Consider the following 14,415-nt stretch of genomic DNA (forward strand, 5'->3'; position numbering starts at 1 on the left):
AAGTCACCATGCGTCTTGAAAACCGCATTGCACTGATTACCGGTGCCGGCCGGGGCATCGGCCGGGCCATCGCAGAAGCATACGGCCGCGAAGGCGCCAAAGTCGCTGTGGCAGACCTGACCCTCGACAGCGCCCGCGACACCGTAATGGCCATTGAAGCCGCTGGCGGCACCGCCATGGCCCTGGCCATGGATGTCACCGATGAACAGGCGGTGGATGATGGCGTTGCCGCCGTTGTGGAAAACTGGGGTGGTCTGGATATCGCCATCGCCAACGCCGGCATCCAGCACATTGATCCGGTGCATAAGCTGGCGTTCTCCGACTGGCGCAAAGTCATCAACGTGCACCTGGATGGCGCCTTCCTGGTGACCCGCGCCGCGCTCCGGCAGATGTACGCCAACGGCGGTGGCACCATGCTTTACATGGGCTCGGTGCATTCTGTCGAAGCCTCGCCCCTGAAGTCCCCCTACGTGGCGGCCAAACACGGCATGCTTGGCCTTTGCCGCGCCGTTGCCAAGGAAGGAGCGGAATACGGGGTGCGCAGTAACATCATCTGCCCGGGGTTTGTCCGCACGCCGCTGGTGGACAAACAGATCCCCGAGCAGGCAAAGGAACTGGGCATTTCCGAGGAAGAGGTCATCAGCAAGGTGATGCTCAAAAACACGGTGGACGGCCAATTCACAACGTTGGAAGATGTGTCTGAACTGGCGGTGCATCTGGCGGCCTTCCCATCGGCCGCGCTGACCGGCCAATCCATCGTGGTCAGCCATGGCTGGCATATGCAGTAAGGAACAGGAGAGACGGATGAGCAACACAGAACAATCCCCGGTAGTCTGGTCTCCCTCGGAAGACACCCTGACTCATTCCCGTATGGGCCGGTTCAAGGCCTGGCTGGAGCAGCAGGGCTATGGTCCCTTTGCCGGCTACCATGCTCTGCACAAGTGGTCGATTGGCGATCTGGAGACCTTCTGGCAGAAAGTCTGGGACTACTGCGGCCTGGTGTGTGACACCCCGGCTGACAAGGTGCTGGGCAAGCGCGACATGCCGGGCGCCGAGTGGTTCCCGGGCATGAAGCTGAACTTCGCCGCCAACCTGCTGCGGCTGGCCGACGGCGAGCATGCCGATCATGAAGCGGTGGTGGCCTACTGCGAAACCCGCCCGGTCCTGCGCAGGACCTACGCTGAACTGAAAGCCGATGCCGGGGCCCTGGAGGCCTTCCTTCGCAGCAAAGGCATCCAGAAAGGCGACCGTGTTGCCGGCGTGGTGACCAACGGCTACGAAGCCCTGGCCGGTATGCTCGCGGCGACCAGCCTCGGTGCCATCTGGAGTTCTGCGTCGCCAGATTTCGGCATTGGGGCGATCCTCGACCGCTTTGGCCAGATCGAGCCTTCAGCGCTGATCGTCGTGAACGGTTACGGATATGGCGGCAAGGTGTTCGCCCGCCAGACGGACTTCGCCGAACTCATTGCCGGACTGCCCAGCCTCAAGGCTGTGGTCAGTGTCCAGCAGCTGCCGGACGAGGCGCCGATTGCCGGCGACCTGGTGACCACCTGGGAGGATGCCCTGGCGTCCGGGCAGGGCCAGGCTCCATCCTTCACGCCACTGCCGCCGGATCATCCGGTCTACATCCTGTACTCCTCCGGCACCACCGGCAAACCCAAGTGCATCGTTCATGGCAACGCCGGCCTGTTGGTCAACCATGCCAAGGAACTGATGCTGCATGGCGATGTCGGCCCGGGAGACCGCTTCCTGTACTTCACCACCTGCGGCTGGATGATGTGGAACTGGCAGGCCTCGGCCCTGCTCACCGGCGCTGCCGTGATCACCGTTGACGGCTCCCCGGGTTACCCTAGCCTCAACTTCCTCTGGGACACCGTGGCCAAGGAAAACGTGACTCACTTCGGTACCAGCGCGCGATTCATCGCCGGCTGCCGCAAGGGCGAACTGCAGCCCGCCAAAACTCTGGACCAGAGCAAACTGCGGGTGGTGTTCTCCACCGGCTCACCGCTGCTGCCGGAAGACTACGACTGGGTATACTCTGACGGCGCCCCCAACGCCTTGCTTGGCTCCATCGCCGGCGGTACCGACATCTGCGGCTGCTTTGTGGGTGCCACCCCGCTGCTGCCGGTCCGCCGTGGCGAAATCCAGTGCCGCTTCCTGGGTGTGGATGCCGTGGCCTACGGCGACGACGGCCAGCCGGTCAGCGAAGGCCGCGGTGAACTGGTCTGCCGCCAGCCCCTGCCGTCCATGCCCGTGTGCTTCTGGGATGACCCCAACGGCGAACGCTACCGCGACGCCTATTTCAGCACCTTCCCCGGTGTCTGGGCTCATGGCGACTTCATCGAGTTCACCGAACACGGCGGCGCCATCATCTACGGCCGCTCCGACGCAACGCTCAACCCGGGCGGCGTCAGAATCGGTACCGCGGAAATCTACCGCCAGGTCGAAACCGTGGCCGAAGTCAAAGACAGCCTGGTGGTCGGTCGCCAGATCGACGGCGACGTAGAAGTGGTCCTGCTGGTGGTTCCGGCCGACGGCCAGGACATCACCGGCGAGTTGCAGAAACAGCTCAAGTCGCGCATCCGCGAAGGCGCCAGCCCCCGCCACGTGCCCAGGCACATCGTGCAGGTGAACGACATCCCGTACACCCGCAGCGGCAAGAAGGTTGAATTGGCCGTGGCCCGTCTGATCAACGGCTCGAAAAAGGCGGACAACCGGGATGCCCTTGGGAATCCCGAGGCGTTGGACCATATCCGGGAGCGGCTGGCTGCGGTTGGGTTGTTGTCCGAGTGACGTGTGGAAAGCCGATGTGGTTGTCGGATTACGCCTTTGGCTAATCCGACCTACTGTCCTGACCTGATCCGATTTACCATTCTGGTAGTGCGTATTGTTGACAATATTCGGTCTCAATACGCCAGCCACACCAGCGCGATACTCCCAGCTCAGCAAAATCAGAATGTTAGAAAATTTCGTAAATTCCCGACATTTCATCGTCCTGTAACGCAAGATCCGGCATTTTTAGTCCGTTCTTATACTAAGATCGTAACCAAAAATTACGAAAAAATGGTATCTTAGTAGGCCTATCAAAAGTTCCCAATCAGTCATTGCTCAGGTCGGACGTTCAAAAGACGCCTGACCCCGCCATGACCGTCCTGAACCCACCCATTAGCCTGAGGACGAAAATGACATCATCCAAAGCCAAGATTGTCTACACACTGACCGATGAGGCACCAGCCCTCGCAACACGGTCACTTCTTCCCATCCTGGAAACCTATGCCAAGCCGGCTGGTATTGAATTCGAGACCAGCGACATCTCCCTCGCGGCGCGTATTCTGGCGAACTTCCCGGACTACCTGGAAGAAGATCAGCGGGTTCCGGATGCCCTGGCGGAACTGGGTGAATACACCAAAGACCCCGATGCCAACATTATCAAGCTGCCGAACATCTCAGCCTCCATTCCGCAGCTGCGGGCTGCCATCAAGGAGCTGAACGAGCAGGGTTACAAGGTTCCGGAATACAAGGAAAACCCTGAGAACGACGAAGAGAAAGAAATCCAGTCCCGCTACGCCAAGGTTCTGGGCAGTGCTGTCAACCCGGTACTCCGTGAAGGCAACTCCGACCGTCGCGCTCCGGCCGCGGTTAAAGCCTTTGCCCGCAAATACCCCCATTCCATGGGTGAGTGGAGCCCGGCTTCACGCACCCACGTGGCACACATGCGCGGCGGTGACTTCTATTCCAGCGAGCAGTCCGTCACCCTGGACAAAGCGATCAACGCCAACATCGTGTTTGAGAACAAGAAAGGTAAGCAGACCGTCCTTAAAGAGCTGCCGTTGCTCGAAGGCGAAGTGCTGGACGGCATGTTCATGAGCAAGAAGGCGCTGGTGAAGTTCTTCGAAGACGCAATCGCTGACTGCGAGAACACCGGCGTTATGTTCTCCCTGCACGTGAAAGCCACCATGATGAAAATCTCCCACCCGATCGTATTCGGTCACGCGGTGAAGGTTTTCTACAAGGACCTGTTCGACAAGTACGGCGAGCTGTTCGACGAAATCGGCGTGAACCCGAACAACGGTCTGTCCAGCGTCATCGAGAAGATCAAGCAGTTGCCGGAATCCAAGCAGGAGCAGATTCAGGAAGACCTGCACGCCTGCTACGAGCACCGTCCGGAAATCGCCATGGTGGATTCGGTCAAGGGCATTACCAACCTCCACGTACCCAGCGATGTGATCGTCGACGCCTCCATGCCGGCGATGATCCGTAACTCCGGCAAGATGTGGGCCCGGGACAACAAGCTGAAGGACACCAAGGCGGTGATGCCGGAGTCCACCTACGCCACCATCTACCAGGAAGTGATCAACTTCTGTAAGACCCACGGCGCCTTCGATCCGACCACCATGGGCACCGTGCCCAACGTTGGACTGATGGCCCAGAAAGCGGAAGAGTACGGCTCCCACGACAAGACCTTCGAAATCAAGGAAGACGGTATTGTGCGCGTTGTTGCCGAAGACGGCACCGTGCTGACCGAGCATAACGTCGAGAAAGGCGACATCTGGCGCGCGTGCCAGACCAAGGATCTGCCAATCCGTGACTGGGTCAAGCTGGCGGTCAGCCGTGCCCGTGCCACCGGCATGCCGGCGGTGTTCTGGCTGGACGACGAGCGTGCCCACGATGCCCAGTTGATCAACAAGGTAAACACCTACCTGAAGGATCATGACACCGAGGGTCTCGACATCCGCATCATGTCACCGGTTCGCGCGATTCGCTGGACCATGGAGCGGCTGATCCGCGGCCTGGACACCATCTCGGTGACCGGCAACGTGCTGCGTGACTACCTCACCGACCTGTTCCCGATCCTCGAGCTGGGCACCAGTGCCAAGATGCTGTCCATCGTGCCGCTGCTCAATGGCGGTGGTCTGTACGAGACCGGCGCTGGCGGTTCCGCGCCCAAGCACGTGCAGCAGCTGATTCAGGAAAATCACCTGCGCTGGGATTCCCTGGGTGAGTTCCTGGCAACCGCCGTGTCCCTGGATGAGTTGGGTGAGAAGCACCACAACGATCGTGCCCGCCTGCTCGGCCAGACCCTGGACAAGGCCACCGAGCGCCTCTTGGAGAACAACCAGTCACCGTCCCGTGTGACCGGCGAGCTGGATAACCGCGGTTCACACTTCCACCTGGCCCGTTACTGGGCGGAAGAACTGTCCAAGCAGGAAAGCGACAAGGAGCTCAAGGAGTTCTTTACCAAGTTGTCGAAACAGCTGGAAGAGAACAAGGACAAGATCCTGGAGGAAATGACCGTGGTGCAGGGCCATCCTGCCGACATCGGTGGGTACTACCATCCGCCGATGGAAAAGGTTTGCGAGGTGATGCAGCCGAGCGCAACGCTTAACAAGATCCTGGCGGATGCCCGTGCATCGGTGAAGTGATCCTCTGCCAGGGCATTCGGGCTCCACTCCCGGAGGCCTGAAAAAAGCCGGAGAGTCCGCTGGGGCTGTCCGGCTTTTTTTGTCCGGGGCCGGCGTGAGCGAGGCTAAGCCGGAGATTGGCGGACTGGCCGCGCTTTAATCCTGGCGCAGCGGAGCAAAGGTCCCGTCGGTCAACCGGGCCAGATCCCCGGGTGCCAGCTCGATTTCCAGCCCGCGACGGCCACCGCTGACGAACATGGTGTCGAAGTTCCGGGCGGAGTCATCAATGAAGGTTCTGAGCTTTCGTTTCTGGCCCAGAGGGCTGACGCCTCCCAGCACGTAGCCGGTACTGCGCTGGACCGCCAGTTTCTCGGCCATGGCGGCCTTCTTGCCGCTGGCTGCCCTGGCAACCAGCTTCATGCTCAGCATGGACATTACCGGAATCACGGCGACGACCAGCTCCTTTTCGTCAAGAGCGACCACCAGCGTCTTGAAGATACGCTCGGACCCGACCGACATTTTCTCGGCCGCTTCGGTGCCATAGCTCTCACTGGCCGGGTCATGGGCATACTCGTGGATGGTGTGGACCAGCCTGGCCTTGCGCACCGCATTGATGCCGGGCGTCATGTTCAACTCCTCCGATGTAACAGCATCGGCAAATTAAAGCAGGTAACCGGCAGCGCAACAACTGCCGCCCTGTACCCCGGGCAAGCGCGAATTTTGCCGATTTTACCGGGTATGACAATTGACCCTCGACTTACCGTCCGCTTATGACTATTTTTTGAACATCATGATAATTCAGATAGTAATCGCGATTTGCCCATGGAGCCTTTGCGGGCGGACGATCCGGGAAGGCGTGTTGTGAGCGACAATCAGACACCATTGCGGCGGGCCTGCTGGGTGGCGCTGGTGTACCTGATCGCCGGCTTCGCCTGGATTGCCTTTTCCGATACCCTTGCCGAGGCCTGGTTTCCGGACCCGCGAACCCTGTCCCTGGTTCAGACCTGGAAGGGCTTCGGGTTTGTACTCACTACCGGGTTGGTGCTGTTAGTCGTGCTGGCTCGCCAGCTTATCAAGGACCGCGCCCTGCTCAAGCTCCAGCGCAGTCAGCGCCAGTCCCTGCGCATGCGGGAGCGCCAGCTACAGGTACTGATGGACAACCTGCCGGGTATGGCATACCGGTGCCGTTGCGACCCGCAATGGACCATGCTGTTTGTGTCCCAGGGTTGCGCCCGGCTGACCGGCTATGCCCCGGAGGAACTGATTGAAAACCGGGTGGCCAGCTATGCCAGCCTGATGGACGAGGAAGACAACGAACGGGTTTACTGCGAAGTGAAGGCAGCACTGGCCAACAACGAGTCGTTCTCGGTGGAATACAGCCTGACCCGCAAGGACGGCCGGCGCATCTGGGTCTGGGAGCGTGGCCGGGGCGTCGAGGAAGACGATGGCACGGTTGTGCTTGAAGGGATTGTGCTGGACATCTCCGACCGCAAGCGATTGGAATCCGAGCTTGAGGAAATGGCGACCCGGGACCCGCTGACCGGGCTCCTTAACCGCCGGGAAATGTCGAAAGTCCTGGATGACGAACTGGAGCGGGCCCAGCGTTATCAGCGGCCAATGGCCGTGCTCTGGATCGATTTCGACCACTTCAAGGACGTCAATGACACTTACGGACACGCCGCCGGTGATTCGGTCCTTCGCGCCATCAGCCGTCTGCTGCTGGAAAGCGTCCGCAGTGTGGACTCCATCGGCCGGTTCGGCGGCGAGGAATTTGTCATCGTCTTGCCGGAAATGGATCTGGAGGAAGCCAGGGATACCGCCGAGCGTTTGCGCCGCAAGGTGGCGGAGGCGCCCCAGCCGCTGGGCGATGGCCGAAGCGCGCCCCTGACCATCAGCGTGGGCATCGCGGTTTATCCCGAGCACGGGCAGACCGCGGCGACCCTTTGTGCCGCCGCGGACAAAGCCATGTACCTGGCCAAGGATCGGGGTCGCAATTGTGTGGCCATGGCGCACCTACGCCATCAGGTAGATAATGATTCCTGAGATTCGGCCAGGTGGAAGCGTTGACGCCGGCCCGGTCGCCGTCCGGCCAATGTAATTTGTGCCGGCTGACCGGAAGATAGAATAACAACAAATGCTCTGACAAAGGCCTGACCAGATGAACCGACTTGCCCGCCGTGCCCTTCACACCTGCCGGATTCCAGCGGATCTCGAAACCGTGAGCTTCCGGGATGCGGCGGGTGAGAATCCGGCCGCCGCAGGCGTCAGTGAAGAGGCTGTCGAGGCCATCTGGCGCAGCGTTCAGGCGATGTACCGCACCGGTGTGCATCCCGGTATCCAGATTTCTGTGCGCCACCGGGGCGAACAGGTTCTGCATCGGGCCATTGGCCACGCCAGCGGTAATGGGCCCCATGATCCTGCAGACGCAGTCCGGGTTCCGATGACCACCGATACCCCCATCTGCTATTTTTCCGCCTCCAAGGCAGTGACTGCCCTGCTGATCCACATGCTCGCCGAACAGGGGCTGGTTAACCTGATGGATCCGGTGTCTTACTATTGCCCCGAGTTTGCCAGTGCGGGCAAACGTACCATCACCGTCCACCAGATCCTGTCCCACCGGGGCGGTATTCCGGCCATTCCCCGGGAAACGCCCATCGATGTCCTGTGGGACAACGACGAAATCTGGCGCCTGCTGTGCGCCGCCAGGCCCGTGGAGGTGGACGGCGCCAAGGTCGCCTACCATGCCATCACCGGTGGCTTTGTGCTTCAGCGGGTGCTGGAGCGTGTTACCGGGGACACCATCGGTAACTACCTGGATCGGCACCTGCGCCAGCCAATGGGCATGAAGTGGTTTACCTACGGCATCGCACCGGAGCATCTGACCGAACTGGCCAGCAATTACGCAACCGGTCCGACCCCGCGCTTTCCCGTTTCCTGGGTCGTCAACCGGGCCCTGGGCGGTGACATCCGGACGGTTGAGCGGGTGACCAACGACCCGCGCTTTCAGGAATCGGTGATTCCGGCCGGAAACCTGTGCGGCACCGCGGAAGAAATGAGCCGGTTCTTCCAGATGATGCTGAACGGGGGACGATGGAATGGCCGGCGGATCTGCAGTGAGCTGACCATTCGCCGTGCCATCCAGCAATTCGGCTCGCTGCAGATTGACCGGACCATGTTGGTGCCCATGCGGTTCAGTGCCGGAATGATGTTGGGTGGCAATCCGGTGGGCCTCTGGGGCCAGCAGAGCCGCCATGCCTTCGGCCACGTGGGGCTGATCAACAAGCTCTGCTGGGCCGATGCTGCCCGGGATATCTCGGTCAGCCTGCTCAACACCGGGTTTCCGATTGTCGGCCACCACCTCCCGGCTCTGGCGAAGTTCGTCTATACCGTGTGTGACCGGTTCCCGCTGATTCCCGAGCACCGGCGGCCGGCCATTGCCGCCTGAGGCGAAGGCGTCACAGCGTTCGCAGCTGTGCCTCCAGAATGCCCAGCACGGATGACAGTATGTCCCGGAAGTCGGTCAGGGTCTGGGTGCGCTGGATCACGTCTTCCCGGTTTTCATCCAGCCGTTCCAGTTTTGGCACTACCCGCCTGATGCCCTCGGTGATTACCTCATAGGGGTAGTGGTGATCCTGGATGCTCAGCTTGTTGATCTCGGCCACTTCCTGGCTGAAGATGCTGATGATGTCATACAGCATGTCTTTATGGCGGATGCTGCTGGCTTCCCAGTAGGCGTCATCCAGCAGTTCCAGCAGCGACGAATACTCACGCAGGGTATCCGCCACGGAGGTCTGGGTCATGGTAGCTCCTGTACGGGTTACAAATTGCATTTCTATGGGGAACTATAGCAGGGGTTCGGCCGTGTGGATCGAAAGCGGGTGTGCCCGCACCCAACGAAAAATGAAACTATATTCATTTTTATTGCAGTCTGTCGGACAGTTGGGCAGACTTGCATGCTGGGAAAAGGATCTTTCACGACTCAATGGACGAGAAGCCGAATGGACAAGCCCGCACTACCAAGCTACGAGCTGGCCTCCCGCGAGGTCAAGCTGGACCACCACGACAGTGTTCGCCACCATGTGCACCAGCAGGTACGCTCGGAAGTCGAGCGTCTTGAGCGCCGGATTGAAACACTTCGCCTGGTAAAAGCGCCCCACGCCGCCATCATGATTTCCAGCTACGAGCGGATGATAGACCGCAAGAAGGGATTCCTGCAGAACTGGGATCTGAGAGACGGCGGTTTCAGCTAGCCGCCCGGGCACCTAACGCCCGGTAACGGCCTGTGTGGCCCAGCTGGTGATGGCCTCCGCATCGTCCTGGTAGCTGCAGTAAGCCGGGTTGGCTATGGTGTCCTGCTCGTTTGCGGAATTCGGGTCATCAATACGGGCCGGTTCGCCATTCGAGGCGAAGATCCTCAGCGTTTCGACGTTGTAGTCCAGTTCGACCCGCAGGCAATCCGGGCTGTTGTCCGCCGGGGTGTACCCCGGGTAGCGATTCAGCCCCAGCACTTCCGCGTCGGCGCTCTTGATGAACAGGGTGTCGGTGTTGTCCACGACAAAATCCTGCCGGAATTCAATGCTGCCGTAACTGCGGCTCAGGTAATCCGCTGTGGCATATTCCGTGGGGCTGTAGCCCAGTTCCATGAAGCTGTTGGCGTCGAAGCGACTGCCCGCCAGAACGCTGACCAGCTCCGGCTGTGCCGCCTGGTCCTCCGGATCAACACTTCGGCTGACGTACTGGATTGTGCGGTACACCTTTTCAGAAAGGCCGGTGCCTTCGGCGCCGTCCGGCAGATAACGCCAGTCGAGCGTCGGGTAGATCCAGGCCTGATCGTTCAGGGGCAGATCAGCCAGCACCGCGGACTGATCCGTAAAGCGGATCTGGGCGCCATTGCCGCGGCTGTTGTAGACGCCGGCCACGCCCTGGGCAATGCGCTGGCTGATGTACGCCTTACCTTCCTGGAAGTTGCTGACCTCGCCGGAGGCAAGCACCTGATTCATCAGGTCCAGGGGATTGCGCACGCGGGTGTATTCGATACCGGAATCCGACGGCGTGGCGCGGATAAAATTCCCGATGTGGCTGCGGACCTCGGCGGTGGTCTTCAGGTCATCCGGGTCCGTGCCGGCCGGCTGGATGCCCCGTTAAAAATCGTGGAAGCGGGTGTGTTCCAGATTGTTCGGGGCCCTGGCGGTATTCTCAAGATCAAAGGTCGAGAAAGTGATATCAACATCGGTGGCCGGATTGAGCGCCGACGAACCGCTGTCCTTGGCGCCACAGCCACTCAGGCCGAGAACTGTGGCGCAAATGGCAGCGAACATGCAGGAATGTCTCATTTCAGAAGGCCCCGGGATGCGAAAAGCGGCGTGAACGGCTAAAGTGAACCACCGGGCTGGTTTCCCGGTGCGGCTACTGACAATAAAACATAAAACCGGTGTCTACCCTCGCGGAGATCACATTTTGCAGCAACGGCTCACATTCGCGCCCCCGGCGGCGACAGGTTCGTTGATGGCACTGCTGTTTCTGGTTGCGGCTCTCCTGCCGGTGGCGGCCAGTGCTGCGGGGCCCTGCCGTAATGGCGAGATTGTTCTTGGCAGCGGTGTTGAGAGCATCCGTGATCTTGGTGGCTGCATCTGGTTCCTGGAAGATCCGGACAAGAGCCTTACCCTGGAGGAAGTACGGAGCCTGGAGCCGGGCGCGTTCACCCTTCATGAGGGCGGTGTGCTGAACTTCGGCTACACCGAATCTGCCTACTGGGTGCGTCTTGACCTGCGCACACGTGAGAACCCCGGGCAAACCGACTGGATCCTGGAGCTGGCGTTACCGCTGGTGGATGAGGTGGCCCTGTTCATGGTGCGCGACGGCACCCTGGTCGAGCAGCGTCGGGCCGGCTACGAGGATAACTGGGCCGAACGGGATCTGGCAGTCCCCAATCCGACCTTCCGACTGTCCCTGGCGCCGGATACCCTGAACCGCGTCTACCTGCGGGTGATCAACACCAATACCTTCCGCCTGCCAATCAGCCTCTGGCAACCTGACAGCTACATCGAAAAGGTCTCCGTGGACGAGGCAGTCCGGGGCATTCTGCTGGGTGCAATCCTGGCGATCCTGGCCTACAACCTGTTTGTGGCGGTCTCGGTCCGCGAGCGCAGTAACATCTACTACGTACTCTACCTGGTGTCGGCGACCATATTCATTGCCACCGAGCAGGTTCATGGCATCCAGTTGCTGGACAGCCGGCCGGCGCTGTTCGACAAGCAATACCTGCATTTCCAGATCATTCTGACCTGGTTCTGGGGGTTGCTCATGGCGCGCTCCCTGCTGGAAACGCGGGAGCGGTCGGCGGATCTCGACCAGGTCATTCGGCTCTGTCTCTACTCGGTTGTCGCCACTTTTGTGCTGTCGCTGTTTCTGCCCTACCACGTGGCCATGGAATGGATTGTCGTTGGCACCATCGTCCTGAGCCTGATCATGATCATTGTCAGTTATCTGTCCTGGCGCTACTACAACCCGGCAGCCAGGGCCTACTTCTTTGCCTGGAATCTGGCACTGGTCGGGTTTGGAATCTATGCCCTGACGGTGATGGGGCTGCTGCCGCTGAATACCTTCACCATCTATTCGCCCCAGTTCGGCCTGACCGCCCAGATCATCCTCTTCTCGTTTGCCCTCGCAGACCGGATCAAGCAGGTTCAGGGCGAGGCGCTGGGCTGGAGCCAGAGGGCACTGTCGAACCTGCAGCGTTACCAGTCACTGTTTGATAACGCCATTGAGGGCGTGTTCCAGGTCTCTCCGGACCGGCGTTTTGTCACCGCCAATCCCGCCATGGCGCGGTTGCTGGGTTACAACAGCAGCCGGGAGCTGCTCCAGCGCAACCCGGATGTGCTGGAGACCTGCATTGCCGACGACCGGTTACGCCGGCTGGTGGTGGAGCAGCTTGAGGCCAGGGGCACGGTGAAGGGCATCGAGGCCCGTTACCTGACCCGCGACGGTGAAGAGCGCTGGGCGACCATCTCACTGCACACGGTTTATGACTCGGCAGGCGAACCGACACATCTCGAGGGCACCTGTATCGATGCCACGGAGAGCCATAACCGCCAGCGCATCGAGCGGGAGCGGGAGCAGGAGCGGCTGGAAAAAGAGCTGGCCCGCAACTCCGCCGAGGCCAAGAGCCAGTTCCTGGCCAACATGAGCCATGAAATCCGCACGCCGCTGGCGGCGATCATCGGTTACGGCGAAACCCTGCTGGATCCCGACCTGAACGAGCGGGAGAAGCGCAGCAGCGCCGAGACCGTGGTGCGCAGCGGGCGCCACCTGCTGGAACTGGTCAACGATATTCTTGACCACTCGAAAATTGACGCCAACAAGCTGGATGTCGATATCGTTTCGGTCAATCTGCCGGAGCTGCTGGATGAAATCCGGGCCTTCTTTGCGCCCCGGGCCCGGGAAAAGGGCCTGGATTTCACCATCATCTGCGACTATCCCTTGCCGGAGCAGATCCTGACCGACCCGACGCGGTTGCGTCAGATCATCATAAACCTGTGCGGCAACGCCCTGAAATTCACTGAAAAAGGCTCGATTTCCCTGATTGTCCGGTGTGATCGCGAAGAGGAGCGGCTGGTGGCCCGGGTGGTTGATACCGGCATCGGCATGAAGTCCGAGCAGCTGGGGCGGCTGTTCGACCCCTTCGCCCAGGGCAGCGCTGCCATCTCCAGGCAATACGGTGGCACCGGGCTGGGGCTCAGTATTTCCCGGCGCCTGGCGGAAATGCTGGGCGGCAGTATCCGGGTGGACAGCACCTACGGCGAAGGCAGTGAGTTTGAACTCTCGATCCGCACCGGGCCGCTGGCAAAGGTGCATTTCCTGCGCGATGCCTCGGAACTGAGCCAGCGTCGCAGGGCCATACCCATGGTGGTGGCACCGAAGCTGTCGGGCCGGATCCTGTGTGCCGAAGACAACGACGTGAACCGGCGCCTGGTGTCCCTGCTGGTCTCCCGCACCGGGGCCGAGCTGGTGCATGTGGGCAATGGTGCCGAGGCCCTGGAGCTTGCCATCCGCGAGCCTTTCGATCTGATTCTGATGGATATCCAGATGCCGGTCATGAACGGCCGGGATGCCACGGCCGCGTTGCGCGAGGCCGGAGTGAACACGCCCGTGATCGCGCTTACCGCCAACGTGATGTCTGAGGATATTGCCGATTACCGGCTGGCAGGCTGTAATGAGCATCTGGCCAAGCCCATCGACAAGCAACGCTTCTTCGAAACCCTGGCCCGGTATCTGGTGGTGGCCCCGGACAGCCTGTCCAGCCCGGTGCCACGGTTCCAGGGCAAGGTTCTGGTGGCTGAAGACAACGAGGAGAATCGCCAGTTGGTCGAGCGTATGCTGCGGCGCGAGGGGTTGGATGTTGTGGCGGTGACCAGTGGCGAGGAGGCGGTGCGTGCCGCGCTGGCAGACACGGTTCATCTGGTTCTGATGGATCGTCATATGCCGGGTATGGATGGTGTTGCCGCGACCAGGCTGCTGCGCCAGGCGGGCTTCCGGCGGCCAGTGATCGCCTTTACCGCCGGCGATCAGCAAGAAACCGATGCGCTGCTCCAGGCCGGCTGTGACGGAGTTTTGAACAAGCCGATTGACCAGGCGCATCTGCGGTCGCTGCTGGAACGGTTGCTGGGCCTCAGCCCGGTCGCCCTCTCCGAGGCCGATGAAGATGCCGAGATTGCCCACCTGGTTGGCCAGTTTCTGGGCAGTCTGGCGGGTCGACAGCAAAGGATGAGTGACGCGCTGGCCCGGGGTGACCGGGGCGTAATAATAACCGAAGCCCATCAGATCAAGGGCACAGCGGGGGCCATGGGCTATCCGCTGATGACCCGCCAGGCGGGTCAGCTTGAAGAGCTTGTGAAAGCGACGTCGCCGGACTGGGAACGGGTTCGCAGCGAACTTGACGGACTGGGTGAAATGATAGACCGTGCCCTGGCCGCTGCCGGGGCGCGAGGCTGACTTGCCCCAGGAATAAACAACA

Annotated in this window: 11 protein-coding genes; 8 read left to right on the forward strand and 3 right to left on the reverse strand. The window is 60.8% G+C overall.

The annotated features are described in order from the left end of the window. The first annotated feature begins 8 nt into the window (after positions 1 to 8). From msub_RS16435 to msub_RS16445, 3 genes are all read left to right on the forward strand, one after another. Positions 9 to 788: a 3-hydroxybutyrate dehydrogenase gene (locus msub_RS16435; protein WP_048497242.1), complete on the forward strand. Its 780-nt coding sequence runs from the start codon at positions 9 to 11 to the stop codon at positions 786 to 788. Positions 789 to 804: 16 nt separating this feature from the next. Beyond that, complete coding sequence (locus msub_RS16440) at positions 805 to 2,793, forward strand: acetoacetate--CoA ligase (protein WP_048497243.1); 1,989 nt, start codon at positions 805 to 807, stop codon at positions 2,791 to 2,793. A 389-nt stretch (positions 2,794 to 3,182) separates the two neighbouring features. Further along, positions 3,183 to 5,423 (forward strand): NADP-dependent isocitrate dehydrogenase, encoded by a 2,241-nt coding sequence (locus tag msub_RS16445; RefSeq protein ID WP_048497244.1) that lies wholly within the window; start codon positions 3,183 to 3,185, stop codon positions 5,421 to 5,423. Between the two features lie 135 nt (positions 5,424 to 5,558). Here the strand turns inward: msub_RS16445 and ybaK are convergent, their stop codons facing one another. After that, entirely contained in the window at positions 5,559 to 6,029 is a 471-nt protein-coding gene (ybaK, locus tag msub_RS16450; protein ID WP_048497245.1) for a Cys-tRNA(Pro) deacylase, read from the reverse strand. Between the two features lie 234 nt (positions 6,030 to 6,263). On the opposite strand from ybaK, the gene msub_RS16455 reads away from it, so the two are divergent. Further along, positions 6,264 to 7,445 carry a GGDEF domain-containing protein gene (locus tag msub_RS16455; protein WP_227506828.1) on the forward strand — a complete coding sequence of 394 codons (1,182 nt, stop codon included), beginning with the start codon at positions 6,264 to 6,266 and terminating at the stop codon, positions 7,443 to 7,445. 115 nt (positions 7,446 to 7,560) lie between these two features. Continuing rightward, entirely contained in the window at positions 7,561 to 8,847 is a 1,287-nt protein-coding gene (locus msub_RS16460) for a serine hydrolase domain-containing protein (RefSeq protein WP_048497247.1), read from the forward strand. Positions 8,848 to 8,857: 10 nt separating this feature from the next. Here the strand turns inward: msub_RS16460 and msub_RS16465 are convergent, their stop codons facing one another. Then, complete coding sequence (locus msub_RS16465) at positions 8,858 to 9,202, reverse strand: hypothetical protein (RefSeq protein ID WP_048497248.1); 345 nt, start codon at positions 9,200 to 9,202, stop codon at positions 8,858 to 8,860. A gap of 198 nt (positions 9,203 to 9,400) precedes the next feature. Between msub_RS16465 and msub_RS16470 the strand changes: the two genes are divergently transcribed. Beyond that, positions 9,401 to 9,652 (forward strand): hypothetical protein, encoded by a 252-nt coding sequence (locus msub_RS16470; RefSeq protein ID WP_048497249.1) that lies wholly within the window; start codon positions 9,401 to 9,403, stop codon positions 9,650 to 9,652. 12 nt (positions 9,653 to 9,664) lie between these two features. Here the strand turns inward: msub_RS16470 and msub_RS16475 are convergent, their stop codons facing one another. Continuing rightward, on the reverse strand, positions 9,665 to 10,423 hold the full coding sequence (locus msub_RS16475) for a hypothetical protein (protein ID WP_227506829.1): 759 nt from the start codon (positions 10,421 to 10,423) through the stop codon (positions 9,665 to 9,667). A 54-nt stretch (positions 10,424 to 10,477) separates the two neighbouring features. Between msub_RS16475 and msub_RS22250 the strand changes: the two genes are divergently transcribed. After that, a complete protein-coding gene (locus msub_RS22250; protein WP_227506830.1) occupies positions 10,478 to 10,777 on the forward strand; it encodes a hypothetical protein in 300 nt (99 codons plus the stop codon). Positions 10,778 to 10,907: 130 nt separating this feature from the next. Next, positions 10,908 to 14,393, forward strand: coding sequence for a response regulator (locus msub_RS16480; RefSeq protein ID WP_048497250.1), 3,486 nt, complete (start codon positions 10,908 to 10,910; stop codon positions 14,391 to 14,393). The last annotated feature ends 22 nt before the right edge of the window (positions 14,394 to 14,415 follow it).

Source organism: Marinobacter subterrani (assembly GCF_001045555.1).
GTDB classification, from domain to species: Bacteria; Pseudomonadota; Gammaproteobacteria; order Pseudomonadales; family Oleiphilaceae; genus Marinobacter; species Marinobacter subterrani.

Bases quoted from the DNA above. Each gene is read 5' to 3' on its own strand.
- msub_RS16480 (WP_048497250.1), top strand. From the start codon at position 10,908: ATGGCACTGCTGTTTCTGGTTGCGGCTCTCCTGCCGGTGGCGGCCAGT.
- msub_RS16470 (WP_048497249.1), top strand. From the start codon at position 9,401: ATGGACAAGCCCGCACTACCAAGCTACGAGCTGGCCTCCCGCGAGGTC.
- msub_RS16440 (WP_048497243.1), top strand. From the start codon at position 805: ATGAGCAACACAGAACAATCCCCGGTAGTCTGGTCTCCCTCGGAAGAC.
- ybaK (WP_048497245.1), bottom strand. From the start codon at position 6,029: ATGACGCCCGGCATCAATGCGGTGCGCAAGGCCAGGCTGGTCCACACC.
- msub_RS16465 (WP_048497248.1), bottom strand. From the start codon at position 9,202: ATGACCCAGACCTCCGTGGCGGATACCCTGCGTGAGTATTCGTCGCTG.
- msub_RS16460 (WP_048497247.1), top strand. From the start codon at position 7,561: ATGAACCGACTTGCCCGCCGTGCCCTTCACACCTGCCGGATTCCAGCG.
- msub_RS16445 (WP_048497244.1), top strand. From the start codon at position 3,183: ATGACATCATCCAAAGCCAAGATTGTCTACACACTGACCGATGAGGCA.
- msub_RS16435 (WP_048497242.1), top strand. From the start codon at position 9: ATGCGTCTTGAAAACCGCATTGCACTGATTACCGGTGCCGGCCGGGGC.